Origin of the sequence: Emticicia sp., from assembly GCF_043780375.1 — a bacterium.
Taxonomy (GTDB): domain Bacteria; phylum Bacteroidota; class Bacteroidia; order Cytophagales; family Spirosomataceae; genus Emticicia.
Map to the genome: position 1 here is coordinate 1 of NZ_JAYWCU010000282.1, position 19,594 is coordinate 19,594.

Genomic DNA, 19,594 nt, shown 5'->3' on the forward strand with positions numbered 1-19,594 from the left:
ATTTGTTCCGACCAAGGGAAAACCGTTCGAATTACCAACTTCGGCAGGAAAGACAAAAACTTATGTAAAGTTTGGAGAATTAAAATTTGAAATTGACGAAAAAAAATACAAACTCGCTGTTTATCAATCACTTGGACTAAAAATAATACCACAATACCGTGACTATTTGTTTATTCCATTCAAAGATTTAACCAATGGCAAAGGAAGCTATGGCGGTGGGCGTTACCTTGATTTTCGCATGAAACAACTTGAAGGCGAAAAGATTTATTTAGATTTCAATAAAGCTTATAATCCATATTGTGCTTTTAGTGAAGGATATAGCTGCCCGATTCCGCCAAAAGAAAATCATTTAAAAGTAGCGATTGAGGCTGGAGAGAAGAATTTCGAAAAAAATCATTAAGGCTATTTATCGAACATTTTTCTACGATTATCGTTATTGAAATAAAAATCGCACAAATATTTTTGCAAATTTGGTTTACTCAATGTATTTTTAAGAAACCAAATCATTCGGGAAAATGATATTGGAGTACCAACCTACCCAGCAGTCAAGAATTGACCTGCGGGAACTGAAAGAACTTGTTAGACACGGCGAAAACAAGTATGTAGAATTTAAGCTAAAAACAACCCACCCCGAAAAAATCGTCCGTGAGATGGTGGCATTCGCCAATACCGATGGCGGCAAACTTATTGTGGGTGTAGCCGACGATAAAAGCCTCAAAGGGCTCAAATTTCCTGACGAAGATGAGTTTATTCTACAGCGTGCCATCGAAAAATACATTTATCCTGCTATTGATTATACGTTTGAAAGGCTCGTGATTGAAGGTGAGCGAGAAGTATTAATTTATAATATCCCAAAAAGTCCGTTCAAGCCTCACTATGTAGATTTAGATGGAAACATTGAAAATCGTCGGGCTTATGTGCGTGTAGCCGACCGTTCGGTGCAAGCAAGCCGTGAGATGCGAGAGATTTTGAAAGGCGAGAGAAAAGGCTTGAGTATTCGGTTTCAATATGGAGAAAAAGAAAAAACTTTAATGAAATATCTGGCTGACAATCAACAGATTACGGTTGAAACTTATGCCACGATTGCCAATATTTCTCGAAAAATAGCTTCCCGTACATTAATAGTTTTAGTGCTTGCCAATGTGCTAAAAGTGCAGCCCCACGAAGTGCAAGATTTTTTTATGGCGGCGTAATTTTATCATAAAAAAAGTCAATCTTGAAAATTTTCAAGATTGACTTTTTTTAGTTTTTCAAGCAAATTAACGATTGGTGTATAAACTTGAACTCGCTGGAAATTTTGAAGCTGTTACTACAATTTTCCCTAATGCATCTGGTGCTTGCGTAGCCAAAATCCCCCTCGTAATGATAGTATAAACCCTTCCCGGCGTAACACCTGCGTAAGTAATTGTACCTATGGAGGTTACAGTTCCCGCAGTTGTTGCAGTAGAAGTGCCATTGGTTTTGACACTTAATACAACTGTAGCCGAAGTATTTGTGAAACCAGGCAAATCGTAAGCAATAAATTTATCACCACCTTCTTTGTGTTTTATTCCAGTAGCCGCAACCGAGCCAGCAATACTTACCTCTACATCGGTCGAATTTGCAGTAAGATTTATGACTCTAAAAAACACTTTATTTCCCGAAAGGGCAGGAATATTATCTTGCACCACAAAAGGAGCATAACTTGGTGCTAAACCCGTGGCTATTACGGTATAATATTTGCCCGATTCGAGGTTTACATCGCCAGTTAATAAAGTAGCATCACTAACAGATGGCGTAGTAATTTTTACCTTTGCAGTACCTGCCGATAATATGGTATAGTCAGTCGAAGGAAAAACTCCGCCATAAGCAATTGTTCCTGGCGTTGTTGGAGCAACGGTAAGAATACCCGAAACTTTTCGGTCATTGACAAAAATTGCAACGCCTGGGGCATCGGGAGCAGCATGAACAAATTTTACTTTTGCTCCATCAGCGGGTGCTATTTGTGTCAAAAAACTACTTTTGTCGCCACAACTACCTAATAGTAATGTAGTTAGCAAACTTATTGATAAGATATATATTTTCATTGTATCGAAGTTAAATCCCATCCAACCCTACCAAAAGGGAAGGCTAAATGAAAGAGATAGAAGATTATTTCTTAGTAAACCACAATTCGTACGTATGGTAATCGAAGTTATTGCCGCCGATTATGTCAAGCGAATTCCGATTCCATACATATTCAGAATTATACCTTGGACGTACTCGTTGAGCTGGTTTTCCACCATTATCGGCTGACAATTGAGTACCAATTGGCAAGGTAAAACCAGTATAAACCTCATTACTATAATTATAACGACGCATATCTACCCATGTTTCCAGACATCCATGTCCCCACAGAGCAATGTATTTTTGTAGCATAATATCGCTCAATTTCAAATCAGCATCAACATCAACTACGGCAGCACTTGCCAAATAATCGGTTTGTTCTTTTGCCGTAGCTTTGGCATAAGCCAAGTGAGCTATAATGCCATTTTTATACGCTTCTAAAGCTTTTGCTTTATCGCCTTTTTTAAATAATGCTTCGGCTTTTATAAACTGTAATTCAAAATAAGTCATTAAAGGATAATCAGCTTTGTCTGAAAAAATATATCTACCATCAAGGGCAGTAGTAGCCACACCTGGAACAGTATTCCACAAGGTGGCGATACGGGTAGCGGCAGTTCCCGAATTTGGGTCACCAAAAGTCGTATTTACGCCACGATAAGTTCCATCAACCGAAGGTGTTAGCATTAATGCCAAACGAGGGTCTTTTACATCTTTAAATACGGTTCCATTTAGCAAAGATACCATATAGGCACTTTGTCGGTAGCTACCCATATTATTACGAGTTGGTCCAAAAAAGTTTCCATCTGCGGTACTTGTGCCAGTGTGAGGCACATTAAAATTATCGGCATTACTTGCCAATGATTTATCAACGTATTCGATTACTTTATCGGGGTTATAAGTACTTTTATTGCTCAAATGATTAGCATTTCTTGCCAAAATACCATAAACAAACTTTATCCATTTGGTACGGTCGCCTTTATAAACCAAGTCGCCACGAGCCAAAGATATCATCGAAACAATACCATCGGTGCGAGCCAAATCAGTTAGGGCATCGTTGCAGCCACGCACTACTTCGGCATAAACATCTTCTTGCTTATCGAAGTCAAAAACGTAGCGATTTGGCTCAAACATTTGCTTCAAAATCATTTCGCCATGATAATCAGTTGTTGATTGCCAACTCCACGCTTGAATGGCTTTTGCTACGCCAGAGTAGTCCCATTTGCCTTTTTCTTGTCCATCTCTTATTGCCAAAACAATATTTTGACCCAAAGCAAAATAATGTTGTCGCCACTTTTCACCTGCGGCGTCACTTCCTGCCACGTAGCCGTGTCTGTCCCAAGTATTCCCCCCCCCCGATGAATGCCAATTTTGAATGTATTGACCAATATAGCGAGAGTCAAATGCCTCTCCACGCATCATTCCTGCAAGTAATGGTGGTAAAAGTACGTGTCCTTCTGCTACTTGTGGGTTACTTGGGTCTTGATTGATATCAAGGTATTTTTCGCAACTACTCAGCCAAAGACTTGCAAAGAGCATTGCTAATATTTTTATTTTTTTCATTTTGTTTAAACTTTGATTTACCAGATAAATCTGATGTTTAATGAATAAAATTCCTTTGTTTAACGATTTTTAAATTAAGTAATTAATTTATAATCAATGAGTTACAAATTAACCATACAACATCGCTCGGGCGACCTTGTTATTATTCATCATTGCTTAAAACCCAACTTTAAGACCAACCGTAAGATTACGAGGCATGGCGAGAGTTCCGTAGTCAAGACCTGCCGCACCTGCACCGCCAGAAGTTGCGGTTGTACCATTTACACTTGGATCGGAACCCGTGTAATTGGTAAGCATAAATAAGTCAGTTGCCGTAACGAAGAGTCCTCCCGAACGGAAAATTTTAGTTGATTTCATTACTTTTTCAGGAAAATTATAAGATAAAGTAACATCACGTAATCGTATCCAGTTTACATCTTTCTCTACAAACTCTGACTCAGGCAATGCTGAGAAAAAATCTGAGCGATACAATGGCGAAATCTGAATTGTATTGGTTGTCGGATTGTCAGTATTTTCAAGGCCATCTCTTAGCACTCCCTTAAATGTTACTGGTGTTTCACGGTCTAAGAATTTATTACTCAAACCCGTTCTGTACAAATAAGCAGCATTTCCATTAAATACATCGCCACCTTTACGAATGTCTAACAAGAACGAAAGATTTAGGTTTTTGTAACGGAATCTGTTGGTCAATCCGATGGTAAAATCTGGTGTTCGGTCGCCAATTGGCAAAAAATTTTGATTAATAATTGGCAAACCCGACGTAGGATTTATCAAAATATCACCTTTGGGGTTTCTTAAATAACTGTATCCACCAATGGCTAAGGCACTTCCTGACCCACGTTGGTTATAATCAAGATTCATGTTCTTGAAATAATTTCCCAAATTTCCCACAAAAGCACTCGCACGAGCATTTCCAAACAACCAAGTGTCTGAATTATAATATTCAGGTACATCGGCAGGAAGACTACTTACATCTGTTTTGAGTTTTGTAAAATTGAGTTGCAAGTTCCAATCAAAATTTTGTCTTTTCACAGGATTCATGTAAAGTTCAACTTCCATGCCTTTGTTATAAAAATTACCCCCATTCAACAAGCCTAAAATAAAACCTGTTCCGTAGCTAAGGCGTTGCGAAACAATTTGAGCATAACGATTTTGCTCATAATAAGAAACATTAATACCATAGCGATTTTGAACAAATTTCAACTCCGCACCCACTTCAAAACTCTTGCCACGCTCAGGTAGTAATCCTTCATTGCCACCAAAAGCACCATAAGCAAATCCTCCGCCTGTAGTTGTTTGTGGCGTAAGACTTGACAATACTCTATACGGTGGTGCATCTTTACCTACTTCGGCATACGAGATTCTAATTTTACCATAAGTAAGCCACTGAACATCTTTGAAAACTGGCAATTTTGCAAATTCAAAAGAGCTATTTATTGAAGGATAAAAATAGCTATTATTAGCTTTTGGCAAAGTTGAAGACATGTCATTTCGGCCAGTAACGGTTACATAAAGCAAATCGTTATAGCCCCAAGTCATTTGGGCAAATACTCCAACTCGGCGTTGGCGAGTAAGTGTAAGTTTAGCTTTTTGGGTTAGAGGATTGGTATTATTGATGCTATTAAAATCTGAAAGGTATAAGTTTTCGCCATAAATCGCATTTACTTCGTAGCGATTGTCATAAACATCTCCACCCACTTGGGTTGATAACGAAAACTTACCGAATGTTTTGTTGACCGATGTTACTAAGTTACCAGTTATCAACTGTCCGTTTTCGGTATAATTATCAACGATACCTTTTCCAACAAGACCAAGATTTGACTCTGGATTGATAAAGAAATTACCCAAAGTAGAATAAAATTCAGGACCAAAACGCCCGGTAACTTTCAGCCATTTGGTGGGTTTATAATTCAATTCAAACCTACCAATTGTACGAGTTGTGCGGTCTTGATTTTTGTTGCGGTAAAGATTAAATAATGGATTATCCAATTCAGATGCCTCAGCAAGCAAACGTCGGCGAGTGCCATCGGGGTTTTTCCAGTTAGTAATGTCGTCGTTGGCGGGCCAAGACAATAAACCAACATAGAAGCCACCACCACTACGAATTGCCTTCACATTACTTGATTTTAAGAACTGAAACGAGGTCGAAAGGTCTAACTTTGAACTAATATCAGCATCTCCTTTCAGCATCATTGATAACCTTTCGTAGTTGGTTGTTGGCACAATGCCATCTTGATTAGTGTACGTTGTAGAAAAACGATACCTGACGGCATCTGTTCCACCTTGCACTGCCAAATTATGCACTTGGGTTTTACCTGTCTGATAAAAATTATCTAAGTTATTATAAAGCGTAGTTTCTGAGCCATATTTTGGTCCAAAAAAACTTTGGGCTGTTCCAGCAGGCGAGCCGTTGAAACCTCGACCATAAACTCTTTGGGTTTCGAGTGAACGATATACTTTTGAAAAGCCAAACGTATTGCTATAATCAACCTTTGGTTTGCCTTTTTTGGCTTTTTTTGTAGTAATAATAATTGCCCCCGAAGCTCCATCTTGCCCATAAAGTGCGGCAGCTTCTGGTCCTTTCAGCACCGTTATTGATTCAATATCTTGCGGATTTATTTCTCCCGCCCGACTCATGTAGTCATTTCCTCTATTTGGTCCATCACTTACCAAAGCACCCTGCCCGAAAGTACGGTTATCAAGTGGCAAGCCGTCAATCACAAAAAGTGGGCTATTACTACCTCCTATAGAAGTTACACCACGCAACTGAATCTGAACCGAACCTCCAGGAGTTCCACTAGTAGGAGTCATGTTCAAACCTGCCACTCTTCCTTGCAAAGCTTGCATGAAATTAGGTCGTTGCGTATCAGCAACATCATCTCCTTTTACAGTTTGCACCCCATAGCCAAGGCTTCCTTTTTTTACGTCAATACCTTGTGCGACCGTTACGACTTCATCAAACTCAAAAGCTGATGAGGCTAGCACCACATCGAAAGTAGCGGTATTGGAAATTTTTAAACTTTGGGTTTCAAAACCTAAAAAGCTAAATACTAAAGTCCCATTTTGAGGAACTGACAAGCTATACTTACCATCAGCATTAGTGGTAGTACCTTTACTTAATCCTTTGACGGCTACGCTTACGCCTGGCAAAGCCGAGCCATCTTCTGAAGAAGTAACTGTTCCCGTAATTAATTTGTCTTGGGCAATAGTTATCTGATAGAAAAACACAGACAGCATTACAATCCAACATCGTAGAGTTTGTTTCATAAAAAAGTAGATTATGTTTATTGATGATTAAACTCACGCAAGTTAATAAAAATTATAATATCAACACAACGTGGTTAATAGAAGTGTTTCGCATAAAAACCTATTCTTTATAACCGTAGTAGTATCATATAAAATACTTATCAATTATTCTTTTCTAAGAAAAATACAAGTATAATATAAGAATTGACATAATTTTTATCAAACTATATTAAAAAGTTCAAAATCAATTTCATAACTTTGCACTCCGAAAAAAAATTGTATTAGTCAAAACAGTATTCTTTGAAAAAAATTACTTGATTATCAAGTATTTAATCAAGTTAAACAGATAAATAAAAGCGGTAGTCGCACTATCTAAAATGGCAAAAAAAGAAAAATCAGGTCTTGAAATCATTGAAAGTCCAGAAGCATTACAACAAGAATTCAATAAAGCCGAAGGCTTTTTAAAAATCAACCAAAAATTATTGACCATCGTTGGTGGTATAGTTTTGGCAGTTGTTTTGGGGATTGTTGGCTATAATTATTATACTAAATCGCAAGATGAAGATGCCCAATCGGCTATGTTTAATGCTGTTTATGCTTTTGAAGCAGACTCATTGAAACAAGCACTTAACGGTACAGGTGGCAATGAAGGAATATTGGCTATTGCTGATAATTATGGTGGTTCAAATGCGGGTAATTTAGCAAATTTTTATGCAGGGGTTGCTTTAGTAAAACAAGGTAAATTTGATGAGGGAATTGAACATTTGAAAAACTTTAGTTCAAATGATTTGCTGATTCAAGGGCGTGCTTATGTTTTAATAGGTGATGCTTATATGGAAAAGAAAAGCACAGACGATGCGATTACTTACTACAAGAAAGCCGCTGAATATAAGCCAAACAAAACTTTTACACCTGCTTATTTGATGAAATTAGCAATTGCCTACGAAGTTGCAAAAAATAACAAAGAAGCGTTGGCGGTTTATACTGAAATTGTAGAAAAATATCCAGATTCGATTGAAACAGGCAATGCCAAAAAATATAAATCCAAACTCGAAGACATCGTCGGCGAGTAAGATTTGGTTATTATAAAATAATAATCAAAGGGATAAGCCGAAATTGGTTTATCCCTTTTTTTTAATTTATTTCCCGAAAATCAATATGTCATCAGTTCATAAAAATCTAAGCGAATTTAGCACCGAAGCCCTACCCGATGTAAGTCAAAAGCGTTTTGCAATCATCGTAGCCGAGTGGAACGAAGAAGTTACCGAAGCCCTTTTTGAAGGGGCTTATAAAACTCTTTTAGAAAATGGCGTAAAAGCCTATAATATCATAAGAGCCAATGTTCCAGGCAGTTATGAATTAAGTTTTGGCTCGCAAGTATTTGCCCAAAAAGCTGATATTGATGCCGTCATTGCAATCGGTTGCGTAATTCAAGGCGAAACTAAACACAATGATTATATCAATCATGCAGTTGCTCAAGGCTTAACGAATGTGTCATTGAAATATAATAAACCTGTAATTTTTGGCGTATTAACACCAAATAACCAACAACAAGCCCTCGACCGTGCGGGTGGAATTCATGGCAATAAAGGTGATGAAGCGGCGATAACGGCGATAAAGATGCTGGCTATTAGCTGATAATCAACGAATTATATAATAAAATAAATTAATAAAAAACTCAACCACAGAATAACGATGCAAGTTTGGAAATTTGGCGGAACCTCAGTAGGTAAGCCCGAGCGTATGCACGCAATCCGTAATCTTATTACTGAAGACTCAAGTCGTAAAATCGTAGTTTTGTCGGCACTTTCAGGCACGACAAATTCACTTATTTCTATTGGCGAGTCGCTTAAAGCTAATAATGATGCCGAAGCAATCGAAAAAATCGACGCTCTGTACGCTCACTATCAAGCATTTATCAAAGAATTATATAAAACCGAAGAAGGATATACGAAAGGTAAAACTATCATCGAAAATGAATTTAATTTTATTCGTTCATTGGTAAATATTAAACCTTTTTCGCTTAAGCAAGAAAAGGCAATTGTTGCCGAAGGCGAATTACTTTCAACTCAAATGTTTGAGACGTATCTACAAGAAGAAGGCGTAAGTTCTGCTCTTTTACCTGCTTTAGATTTCATGCTGATTGATGCCGACAATGAGCCAGTATTGAGTTTTACTGAAGAAAAACTAACAGCAATGCTTTCGCAATTAGAAGATAAGCAAATCTTTATCACACAAGGTTTTATTTGTAGAAATCCAAGAGGCGAAGTTGATAACTTGAAACGTGGGGGCTCTGATTATACAGCATCGTTGGTAGGCGGAGCGATTCGTGCAGAAGAAATACAGATTTGGACTGATATTGACGGAATGCACAACAATGACCCAAGAATTGTGAAACGCACTTTTCCTGTGCGTGAATTGACTTTTGAGGAAGCAGCAGAATTGGCATATTTTGGGGCAAAGATATTACACCCAAGTACCATTACTCCAGCCAAAATGCGTGGCGTACCTGTTCGTTTGAAAAATACAATGGAGCCAAACGCCTACGGAACGCTCATTGCCGATAAAACTACTGATGCCGAAATCAAGGCAATTGCTGCGAAAGATGGCATCACAGCTATTTATATTCACTCAACTCGCATGCTAAATGCTTACGGTTTTATGAGAAAAGTTTTTGAGGTTTTTGAAAACTTCAAAACGCCTGTCGATATGATAACAACATCGGAGGTTTCGATTGCCGTTACAATTGATAATGCCGAGAATCTTGACAAAATCACAGCAGTTTTAGGTCAATTCGCTGAATTGGAAGAACACGACCGCAATCAATCTATCATTTGTATTGTAGGAAATTTCATGGCAGATAAAGCAGGAATTGCTCTGAAAGTGATGGAAGCAATGCGTGATATTCCAATCAGAATGATTGCTTATGGTGCATCGGAGCATAATATTTCTCTTTTGGTTGATACCAAGCACAAAAACGAAGCTTTAAATGCCTTGAATGAGGGTTTGTTTAAATTTGATTAAAATACGTTTGACCTATTTTTTCATTAACTTTGTTAGTCCTTAAAACAATATTATTATGGAAATCCAGATTAGCGTTCAAAATCCTCAAAAAGCAATTGCCTTACTGGAATTTTTGAAATCTTTTGAAATGATTGATACTTTCAAGATTTTGGAGAATTCTTTGGCAAAAAAAACAGACACTAAAAAAGAGACTTCATTTTTTGACCAATTTTATGGAAGTGTTCCCGATTTAGATGTTGCTAAATTTGAAACGTACTTAACTGAATCAAGAAACGAATGGGAACGCCCTCTCTTTTAGATAGTAATTGTGCCATTTACCTTATCAAGGGTGGCTTGGATAAAAGTGTTGAACAAGAACTTAGAAAAGCAACCACATTGGGTTTTAATCTTTCGGTTATAAGCCAAATTGAACTTTTAGGCTATGATTTTCCAACAATGGAGGTAAAATTAAAAACTGAAAAGTTTGTAAACTAATGCACTATTTTTCCGCTTGATAACTCTATTGTCTATAAAACAATAGAATTAAGGCGTTTATACAAAATCAAACTTCCAGATGCTATTATTGCTGCAACTGCAATAGTCTTTGATTTTACACTCATTTCTCGCAATGACAAAGATTTTGAAAATATCAATGGATTAAAATATTACAATCCTTTTTAATAGGTTAAGATTATAAATTTTTCATGCTACAACTCAATTACATAAAAGAAAACAAACAAGCTACCATTAATAGCTTGAAGCGTAAATATTTCAAAAATGCTGAAGAAGTAATCGAAACGGTTTTGAGCATTGACCAAAAACGCCGTGAAACCCAAGCCGAACTCGACACTACTTTGGCAAGAGCCAATGCTTTAGCCAAAGAAATTGGCGGTTTGATGAAAGCAGGCAAAAAAGAGGAAGCAGAAGCAGCCAAAGCTGAAACAACTGAATTGAAAGTAAAGTCGAAAGCCTTAGAAGAACACTTAAAGTCCTCAGAGTCAGAGCTTTATAATGTAATGGTTACGATTCCAAACCTTCCACACATCAGTGTTCCCGAAGGTCGCACGCCCGAAGAAAATGTCAGTATTTTTGAGCATGGTACGATTCCAACTTTGCATGATGCTGCTTTGCCTCATTGGGAGCTTATAAAGCAATATGACATAATCGACTTCGATTTAGGAAATAAAATTACTGGTGCGGGATTTCCTGTTTATAAAGGAAAAGGTGCAAGAATTCAGAGAGCAATGATAAATTTCTTCTTGGATGAAGCATTGTCGGCTGGTTATATGGAAATTCAACCACCGATTTTGATAAATAAAGAATCGGGCTTCGGCACGGGACAATTACCTGATAAAGAAGGGCAAATGTACCATTCAACGGTTGATGATTTGTATTTGATTCCAACTGCCGAAGTGCCAATTACGAATATTTATCGAGATGTAATTTTGTTAGAAAATGAGTTGCCGATAAAAAATGTAGCGTATACACCTTGTTTTCGTAGAGAAGCAGGAAGTTGGGGGGCTCACGTGAGAGGTTTGAATCGTTTGCACCAATTTGATAAAATCGAAATTGTGCAGATTCGTAAGCCCGAAGAGTCTTATCAGGCATTAAATGAAATGGTTGAACACGTAAAGTCGTTGCTCGAAAAATTGGAGTTGCCTTATCGAATTCTTCGTCTTTGTGGAGGCGATATGGGTTTTACTTCCGCTCTTACTTATGATTTTGAAGTGTATTCTGCTGCACAAAAACGTTGGTTAGAAGTTAGTTCCGTTTCAAATTTCGAATCATATCAAGCCAATCGTTTGAAGCTTCGTTATAAAGCGGAACGCCGCCCGGGCGAGGGTAAAATGCAACTTTTGCATACGCTGAATGGTTCGGCTTTGGCTTTGCCACGTATATTGGCTTCTATCTTAGAAAACTTCCAAACACCCGAAGGAATCAAAATCCCAAAAGTATTAATTCCTTATTGCGGATTTGACACAATCAACTGATAATCAAGTATTTGCATAAAACAAAAAGAGGAAAAACGATTTGTTTTCCTCTTTTTGTATGCCTTATTATTCTAGAAAATTATACCTTTTTCTTTATTGCTAATTTTTTTCCTGCCGAAAGTAAAGGCTCAATTTCAGTATAACCCAAAAACATTTTCACTACTTTACCAGTATTTGGGTCAATAAAAAATAATGAAGGATAACCCTGTACTTCATAAATACTTGATAATCTTACGCCCTCGTCAGTTTCCATGTCAATGGCTGCATTAATAAAGTTTTCGTTGAAAAATGCACCTAATGCTTTGTCAGGAAAAACCCTTGATTGTAGCATTTTACATGGCCCACACCAAGTGGTATAAGCATCCATAAATATCAATTTCTTTTCGGCTTTCGCTTTTTTAACTATTTCTTTCCAAGACGTTTCAGTGAATTTTATTCCTGTGGCACTATTCACATGTTGAGCATAAGTTGATAGGCTAAAAAGTAGTCCAATGGTGGCAAACAATAGATTTTTCTTCATTTTTAGTAAAATAATGAGTGATTAGTGACTATTTTATCTAACGTATAAGTATAAGATTTTAGTTTCTTTGGGAGTAAAAAAAGCAAAATTTAGACCAAAATATGATATTCTTCAACATTCATCATTCTTAGTCTCACACGATTCTTTTACCCTCACCCTGCCCAATTTTCTCTATCCAAACTACGATATTGTATAGCCTCAGCCAAATGCTCAATTTTGATTTCTTCCGATGCTGATAAATCGGCAATGGTACGACTTACTTTCAAAATTCGGTCATACGCACGTGCCGAAAGCCCGAGGCGTTCCATTGCTTTTTTCAGAAGAGCTTTTCCTGCTTCGCCAATATCACAAATTTCTTTCACCATTTCTGGCTGCATCATAGCATTTGAATGAACATCTGGATAATTTTCAAAACGTTTCGTTTGTAATTCACGGGCGGAGATTACTCGCACCCTTATCTCGGCAGAAGTTTCATTTTTTCGAGTAGAGGCAATTTGGTCAAAACTTACAGGTGTAACTTCTACGTGCAAGTCTATTCTATCTAAAAGAGGTCCTGAAATTTTATTCAGATATTTTCCAACCGTACCAGGCGGACAGCTACATTCTTTGTCAGGATGGTTATAATAGCCACATGGACAAGGGTTCATGCTTGCCACCAACATAAAATTTGAAGGAAATTCAACGGCTTGTTTGGTGCGAGAAATAACAACTTTTCGCTCCTCTAATGGCTGACGCATTACTTCCAAAACAGTTCGTTTGAACTCTGGTAGTTCGTCCAAAAACAAAACGCCATTATGAGCCAAAGAAATTTCGCCAGGTTGCGGATAACTTCCGCCACCAACCAAAGCTGCATCCGAAATGGTATGATGCGGCGAACGAAAGGGTCGGCGAGCAATCAACGATGATTTTATACCTAATTTTCCTGCAACTGAATGAATTTTGGTTGTTTCGAGGGCTTCTTGAAGTGTGAGTGGTGGTAAAATAGAAGGTAAACGCTTGGCAAGCATAGTTTTCCCAGCTCCTGGTGGTCCAATCATAATAACATTATGACCGCCAGCCGCTGCAATTTCCATGGCTCGTTTGATATTTTCTTGCCCTTGTACGTGCGAAAAATCGGCGTCGTATTCACTTACCGAATTGAAAAAAATATCTCTTGTGTCAGTAACCAATGGTTCAATTTCTCTTTGTCCGGTCAAATATTCTATGGCTTCCATCAATGTATTTACAGGAATCACATCTAATGAATTGACTATTGATGCCTCCATTGCATTTTCGGCAGGAAGTATAAACCCTTTCAATTTATTTCGCCGAGCTTCTATGGCGATTGGCAAAACACCTTTGATTGGGCGAAGTGTTCCATCTAAAGCTAATTCGCCCAAAATGACATATTCTTCTAAATTTTTAGTCGTTTTTATTTGTCCCGAAACAGCCAAAAGACCTATTGCCATTGGCAAATCATAAGCAGAACCTTCTTTACGAATATCAGCAGGAGCAAGATTTATGACGGTTTTTTGACGAGAAATTTGAAAATTACAGTTTTTCAAGGCGGCATCTACTCGTTGTTGGCTTTCTTTTACGGCTCCGTCTGGCAAACCTACAATTGCCATTCCTGTACCTTGCACTACACTCACTTCAACGGTAATTAGTGCAGCATCGACACCATAAACAGCAGCCCCGAAGGTTTTTGACAGCATAAGTTTTTTTTAAATAGGCACAAAAGCAACGAGGCCCAATGGCGACCGTTGCTCGGCACAAAGTTTTAGAATTTAATTTTTACAGTTCCCAACGCCAATCTTTACCAATTATCAACTCATTTTTGAGGTTTTGTTTAATCAAAAACTCTTTGGTTTGTTGGTCATTCAGCTTTTTTACTGGCAGTTCGTCAGCTTCTGCCAAAGCATAAAGCATCATTGCCGTAAAGCGGACATTATTAGTAATTTGTTTTTTGTCAATCAAATCGAAGCGGTCGCAATTAGCATGGTAGCAATTATAGGCTTTCACAGGAAAACTTCCCGATGGCGAGCAAACTGGCACTCCTTCAATCATAAATGGCTGATGGTCAGAGTGCAAACCCGCACCATTCGGATTTACATTCGTAAAAGTCGAATCAATTGCTTTAATTTTCTTTCCTACTTCATCAAAAAACTTGCGTAATTCTGGTCGCCCCATGGCGTTGAAACCTTTCGCATTGTTTACCATGTCGAGATTTATCATCATTTGTACTTGGTCGAGCTTACCTTCTTCTTTGTATTTTTTCACCATTGCTTTCGAACCAAGCAAACCTTGCTCTTCGCCCATGAAAAGTACAAATTCGATGGTACGTTTTGGTCGAAGATTCAATGCCTGAAAAACCCTTGCTACATCCATTACCGTAAAAGACCCAATGCCATTGTCCATTGCACCAGTGGCCAAATCCCACGAATCTAAATGCCCACCGATAATGATTTTTTCTTTTCTATATTTTTTTGAATTCCCAGGAAGTGTTGCTATTACATTTCTTGCACGAATGGGGCGACTGAAGTTTCGCATATCAACAATTGCCAAAAGGTTTGGCTCTTCACTCAACCATTTACGAATCGCTTTACCACTTTCTACCGAAATACAAACAGCTGGAATTGGAATCAATTCGCCAGTAACAGAAGCTGTTCCTGTTAAAAGTACACCACCTTCTACGGCATTAGCAATAATAACACCCGAAGCACCATATTTGATTGCCAAAGCGGTTTTCTCCGAACGATGAAGATTTTTCTTTCCTTTATTCTCTGGTGATTGAATATTAATATTAAACAAAGCAACCTTGCCTTTTAGTTGTTCTTTTACTTTTTCAAAATCAGATTCTACCCCGTCACTACAATCAACAATAGGTGACTTGAGGTGCGACGAAACAGGCGAATGTGCCAAAGCAACTACCTCTACATCATGAAAAAAATCGCTATTACGTGGCACAATCGAAAGGCTCACTGTATCTCTCGCCCAAGACTCTACTTCAAAAGGCAAGTATTTTACATCAACAAAACCATATTCTTTCAATAGTTTGTAAGAAAACTCCTCGGCTTTTTTTCCGTTGGTGCTACCTGTCAGGCGATGCCCAATTGTGGAAGTTGCTTCGCCAAGTGTTTCGTACGAACGTCCACGATAAAGTACCTCTTGGTTTATCTTTACAAAAACTTCTTCAAGACGGTCTTTTTTGATATTGAAAGCTGAAAGAGTTGCTATAATTACCGCTATTATTAATGCAAAAGTCCGTTTTCTCATTAGATTTATAAAAGTTATTATTATAATAGATGAAATGTTTTTTTATAAAGTGTAATATTAAATGTAAAAATCGTTATTTTTAAACAAATTGTCTAAATATTTTTCGTAATTCATTTCCTTAAAAACGCCACAACATCTACACCATTCGTCAAGAAATTGTTTTATTTTTGCCAAGAATCTTAATTCAAACGATAACCTCGATGAAAAAGCTGTTTTATTTATTTCTTTTAACTATTTCAACTATGAGTATCGGACAGACAATGAAAAACACTGGCTTAACCACGCCAGTAGTGCAAGTAAAACCCAAAGAAATGAAAATCCACGACCATGCTCGTGTTGATAATTACTATTGGCTCAACGAACGTGAAAATGCTGAAGTTATCAATTATTTAAAAGCCGAAAACACCTACTTAGATGCAGTAATGGCTCCTGTAAAACCTTTTCAAGAACAGCTTTTTCAAGAAATGAAAGGTCGTATTAAAGAAAAAGATGAGTCTGTTCCTGTAAAAGATGGCAATTATTTTTATTATGCAAAATTTATCGAAGGTGGCGAATACCCACTTTATTGCCGCAAAAAAGGTGACCTAACAGCTCCCGAGGAAATATTATTGGATGGCAATAAATTAGGCAAAGGCAAGGCGTATTTCAACGTTGGCGGCTACGAAATATCTGATAATGAGGAAATTATGGCTTATGGCGTTGATACCATCAGCCGTCGAAATTATACAGTTCGGTTTAAAGATTTAAAAACGGGCAAGTTATTTAAAGACCAAATTAAAAACACTGAGGGTGGAAGCTACGCTTGGGCGGCAGATAATAAAACACTTTTTTACATTGTTCGTGACCAACAAACACTTCTGGGCTACCAAGTTTGGCGACACGTTTTAGGAACTGACGTAAAAACAGATGTATTGATTTATGAAGAAAAAGACAACCAATATTACATGGGTCTATATCGCATGAAGTCAAAAAAATATATTGCAATTGGTTGCGACCATAATGGCGTAGCTTCTGAATATCATTTATTGGAAGCATCTAATCCAACGGGAGAATTCAAAATATTTTCTCCTCGTGAGCGTGGACATGAATATAATATTGAGCATTTTCAAGACAAATTTTATGTCCGCACCAATCTTAACAATGCCCTCAATTTCAAGTTAATGGAAGTCAAGGAGGATCATAGTTCAGATAAATCGCAGTGGAAAGAATTGATTGCACATAGAAAAGATGTTTATTTGGAAGGCATCGAGGTTTTCAAAAATCACTTGGTTGTTCAAGAAAAAAATCAAGGATTGACTCAAATCAGAATTATCAATCAAACAACAAAAGCCGAACATTATTTGAACTTTGGCGAACCAGCATACGATGCCAACATTGGAGCAAATCCCGACTTTGAGACCGCTGTTTTACGTTATGGTTATACGTCTTTGACAACACCAAGTTCAACGTTTGATTATAATATGAACACCAAAGCAAAAGAATTGAAAAAACAACAAACTGTTTTAGGTGGATTTGACAAAAACAATTACGTATCAGAGCGAGTTTTCGTAAGCGTTCGAGATGGAGCAAAAGTACCTGTTTCGATTGTGTATAGAAAAGGCACCAATCTCGACGGAACTGCACCTTTACTACAATATGCTTATGGTTCTTATGGCTCTTCAACCGATGCAACTTTTAGTTCGGTGCGACTAAGCCTATTAGACCGAGGCTTTGTTTATGCCATTGCACACATTCGTGGCGGACAAGAAATGGGGCGTGAATGGTACGACCACGGCAAAATGTTTAATAAGAAAAACTCCTTCTACGATTTTATTGATTGCTCGGAGTTTCTCATAAAAAACAAATATTGTAGCCCAACCAAACTTTTTGCTTTGGGTGGAAGTGCCGGTGGACTATTAATGGGAGCAATTATAAACATAAAGCCCGAATTATATAGAGGCGTAGTAGCAGCCGTACCATTTGTAGATGTAGTAACAACAATGCTCGACGAAACGATTCCATTGACAACTGGCGAGTTTGAAGAATGGGGAAATCCTAAAAACAAGGATGCCTATGAATATATGTTATCCTATTCACCCTACGACAATATAGAGAAAAAAGCATATCCAAATATGCTCGTTACTACAGGTTTGCACGACTCACAAGTGCAGTATTTTGAGCCTGCTAAATGGGTGGCTAAACTTCGTACAATGAAAACTGATAATAACTTATTATTGATGCACGTCAATATGGAAGCAGGGCACGGAGGAGCTTCCGGGCGTTTTGCTTCTCTCAAAGAAGTAGCAATGGAATATGCCTTTATTATTGATTTGGCAGAAATGATTAAGTGACAATAATTACCGAATAATCATTTTCTACAAAAATAATGAGCGTTTTTGTAGAAAATTCTAACATTTTTTTTTTTCTTTGCTGATGATTAAACTTAAATTGTGACCTAAAATCTTTTGATTAGTCCAATTTTGACATTATTTCTAAGAAGAAAACAATTAAATTCCCCCAACATGAAGAAAATAACATACCTTTTTGTAGCCTTATTAACTTTATCGCTATCAACCCAGGCACAAGATTCTTGTAAGGTTTGTAAACCTTATAAATGGGAAATTGGTCTTCCCATCGGTATCAACCAATATTTTGGTGATATGCATTGTAGTAAACCATATCCTTCAGAAAACAATCTGATGATTGGTGCGTTTGTTCGCCGACACCTAAATGATTATTTTGCCTTACGTGGACAAATACTATTGGGCAAATTAGCAGGAAATGACCTCGACCGACCAGACCACAGATGGGATTATCGTCGTTTGAAATTTTCTACACCATTAGTTGAATTATCTCTACTTGGTGAGTATTATCCACTCCGAGAAAGAAGATATACTTGCGATGGTACTTTCAAAAAAACACTCACTCCATATCTCTATGGTGGAATAGGTGTTGCTTTTACTAATCCTACTGTAAAAGCTCAAAATGCTGCTTTGCAAGATGATGACCCAAGAAAATATGTTATGGCTCAATTATATGACCAAGACCTTGCAAATAGAAAAAAAGCGGCTTTGATTCTTCCTTTTGGTGTTGGTTTGAAATATAATATTGCAGAACGATGGACTATTGGTGCTGAAGCTGGTTATCGTTATGCTTTTTCTGACTACCTTGATGGTACAAAACTTTCGACTACAGCTTTAGGAACAGGTACTGCCCTTACGCCAAATGGTCGTGCTTATAATGATGGTTATGTAGTAGCTAATTTGCTTGGTTCTTATCGCTTTGGTGATAAAGATGGCGATAAAGATGGAGTCGTAGATAGATGCGATGCCTGTATAGCAGAAAAAGGATTACGTAAATTTCAAGGTTGCCCTGATACAGACGGTGATGGTATTCCAGACAAAGATGATGCCTGCCCAACACAAGCGGGTCCTATGGCATTGAAAGGTTGCCCTGATACTGACGGTGACGGTATAGCTGATAAAGATGATGATTGTCCAACACAAGTAGGCACAATAGCATTGAAAGGCTGCCCAGACCGTGACAAAGACGGTGTTGCTGATAAAGACGATGCTTGTCCAGACGTACCAGGTGTTAAAGCATTAAAAGGTTGCCCTGATACTGACGGTGATGGTATTGCTGATAAAGACGATGCTTGTCCAAATGAAGCAGGTCCAGCATCATTGAATGGCTGCCCAGATACTGACGGTGATGGCATTGCCGACAAAGATGATGATTGTCCAACAGTAAAAGGAGTAGCTTCGGCTAAAGGTTGCCCAGACCGTGATGGTGACGGTGTAGCTGACGCAAAAGACAAATGTCCAGATTTAGCTGGTTTAGCATCGAATGATGGTTGCCCAGAAGGATATGTAAATGGTCAATTAGTTCCTAAAGGTTATAGAACTGCAAGTGGTTGTGAAATTTCACAAGCAGAATTAGACGAGTTGAGTTTTGC

At 37.8% G+C, this 19,594-nt stretch carries 17 protein-coding genes; 11 read left to right on the forward strand and 6 right to left on the reverse strand.

The window, feature by feature from the left end; genetic code table 11:
• A partial coding sequence (locus tag ACH2CJ_RS20575; RefSeq protein ID WP_394996101.1) for a DUF1684 domain-containing protein occupies positions 1-400 on the forward strand: 400 nt, incomplete at its 5' end.
• A gap of 115 nt (positions 401-515) precedes the next feature.
• Entirely contained in the window at positions 516-1,193 is a 678-nt protein-coding gene (locus ACH2CJ_RS20580; protein WP_394996104.1) for an RNA-binding domain-containing protein, read from the forward strand.
• A gap of 66 nt (positions 1,194-1,259) precedes the next feature.
• Here ACH2CJ_RS20580 and ACH2CJ_RS20585 read toward each other — a convergent pair whose 3' ends face one another.
• The 3 genes from ACH2CJ_RS20585 to ACH2CJ_RS20595 form a co-directional block, all read right to left on the reverse strand.
• Positions 1,260-2,066, reverse strand: coding sequence for a DUF4397 domain-containing protein (locus tag ACH2CJ_RS20585; RefSeq protein WP_394996107.1), 807 nt, complete (start codon positions 2,064-2,066; stop codon positions 1,260-1,262).
• Between the two features lie 64 nt (positions 2,067-2,130).
• Positions 2,131-3,645 carry a SusD/RagB family nutrient-binding outer membrane lipoprotein gene (locus ACH2CJ_RS20590; protein WP_394996108.1) on the reverse strand — a complete coding sequence of 505 codons (1,515 nt, stop codon included), beginning with the start codon at positions 3,643-3,645 and terminating at the stop codon, positions 2,131-2,133.
• 156 nt (positions 3,646-3,801) lie between these two features.
• Entirely contained in the window at positions 3,802-6,912 is a 3,111-nt protein-coding gene (locus ACH2CJ_RS20595; protein ID WP_394996111.1) for a SusC/RagA family TonB-linked outer membrane protein, read from the reverse strand.
• 356 nt (positions 6,913-7,268) lie between these two features.
• Between ACH2CJ_RS20595 and ACH2CJ_RS20600 the strand changes: the two genes are divergently transcribed.
• The 7 genes from ACH2CJ_RS20600 (at position 7,269) to serS (ending at position 11,885) form a co-directional block, all read left to right on the forward strand.
• Complete coding sequence (locus ACH2CJ_RS20600) at positions 7,269-7,964, forward strand: tol-pal system YbgF family protein (protein ID WP_394996114.1); 696 nt, start codon at positions 7,269-7,271, stop codon at positions 7,962-7,964.
• An 85-nt stretch (positions 7,965-8,049) separates the two neighbouring features.
• Complete coding sequence (gene ribH, locus ACH2CJ_RS20605; protein WP_394996117.1) at positions 8,050-8,529, forward strand: 6,7-dimethyl-8-ribityllumazine synthase; 480 nt, start codon at positions 8,050-8,052, stop codon at positions 8,527-8,529.
• A 57-nt stretch (positions 8,530-8,586) separates the two neighbouring features.
• Positions 8,587-9,915: an aspartate kinase gene (locus ACH2CJ_RS20610; protein WP_394996120.1), complete on the forward strand. Its 1,329-nt coding sequence runs from the start codon at positions 8,587-8,589 to the stop codon at positions 9,913-9,915.
• Between the two features lie 55 nt (positions 9,916-9,970).
• The gene (locus tag ACH2CJ_RS20615) at positions 9,971-10,213 is read left to right on the forward strand and encodes a hypothetical protein (protein WP_394996122.1); all 243 of its coding nucleotides are present in this window, start codon (positions 9,971-9,973) and stop codon (positions 10,211-10,213) included.
• Positions 10,192-10,389: a hypothetical protein gene (locus ACH2CJ_RS20620; RefSeq protein WP_394996125.1), complete on the forward strand. Its 198-nt coding sequence runs from the start codon at positions 10,192-10,194 to the stop codon at positions 10,387-10,389. Before ACH2CJ_RS20615 ends, ACH2CJ_RS20620 begins: the two co-directional genes overlap by 22 nt.
• Positions 10,390-10,395: 6 nt before the next feature.
• Positions 10,396-10,575, forward strand: coding sequence for a type II toxin-antitoxin system VapC family toxin (locus ACH2CJ_RS20625; RefSeq protein WP_394996139.1), 180 nt, complete (start codon positions 10,396-10,398; stop codon positions 10,573-10,575).
• Positions 10,576-10,598: 23 nt separating this feature from the next.
• The gene (gene serS / locus ACH2CJ_RS20630) at positions 10,599-11,885 is read left to right on the forward strand and encodes a serine--tRNA ligase (protein ID WP_394996127.1); all 1,287 of its coding nucleotides are present in this window, start codon (positions 10,599-10,601) and stop codon (positions 11,883-11,885) included.
• A 79-nt stretch (positions 11,886-11,964) separates the two neighbouring features.
• Here serS and ACH2CJ_RS20635 read toward each other — a convergent pair whose 3' ends face one another.
• The 3 genes from ACH2CJ_RS20635 to ACH2CJ_RS20645 form a co-directional block, all read right to left on the reverse strand.
• Positions 11,965-12,405 (reverse strand): thioredoxin family protein, encoded by a 441-nt coding sequence (locus ACH2CJ_RS20635; protein WP_394996129.1) that lies wholly within the window; start codon positions 12,403-12,405, stop codon positions 11,965-11,967.
• A gap of 152 nt (positions 12,406-12,557) precedes the next feature.
• Positions 12,558-14,099 carry a YifB family Mg chelatase-like AAA ATPase gene (locus ACH2CJ_RS20640; protein ID WP_394996131.1) on the reverse strand — a complete coding sequence of 514 codons (1,542 nt, stop codon included), beginning with the start codon at positions 14,097-14,099 and terminating at the stop codon, positions 12,558-12,560.
• Positions 14,100-14,178: 79 nt separating this feature from the next.
• Positions 14,179-15,660: a M20/M25/M40 family metallo-hydrolase gene (locus ACH2CJ_RS20645; RefSeq protein ID WP_394996133.1), complete on the reverse strand. Its 1,482-nt coding sequence runs from the start codon at positions 15,658-15,660 to the stop codon at positions 14,179-14,181.
• 200 nt (positions 15,661-15,860) lie between these two features.
• On the opposite strand from ACH2CJ_RS20645, the gene ACH2CJ_RS20650 reads away from it, so the two are divergent.
• On the forward strand, positions 15,861-17,990 hold the full coding sequence (locus tag ACH2CJ_RS20650) for a S9 family peptidase (RefSeq protein WP_394996135.1): 2,130 nt from the start codon (positions 15,861-15,863) through the stop codon (positions 17,988-17,990).
• A gap of 171 nt (positions 17,991-18,161) precedes the next feature.
• Positions 18,162-19,594: DUF6089 family protein (locus tag ACH2CJ_RS20655; protein WP_394996137.1), on the forward strand; the 1,433-nt coding region annotated here is incomplete at its 3' end.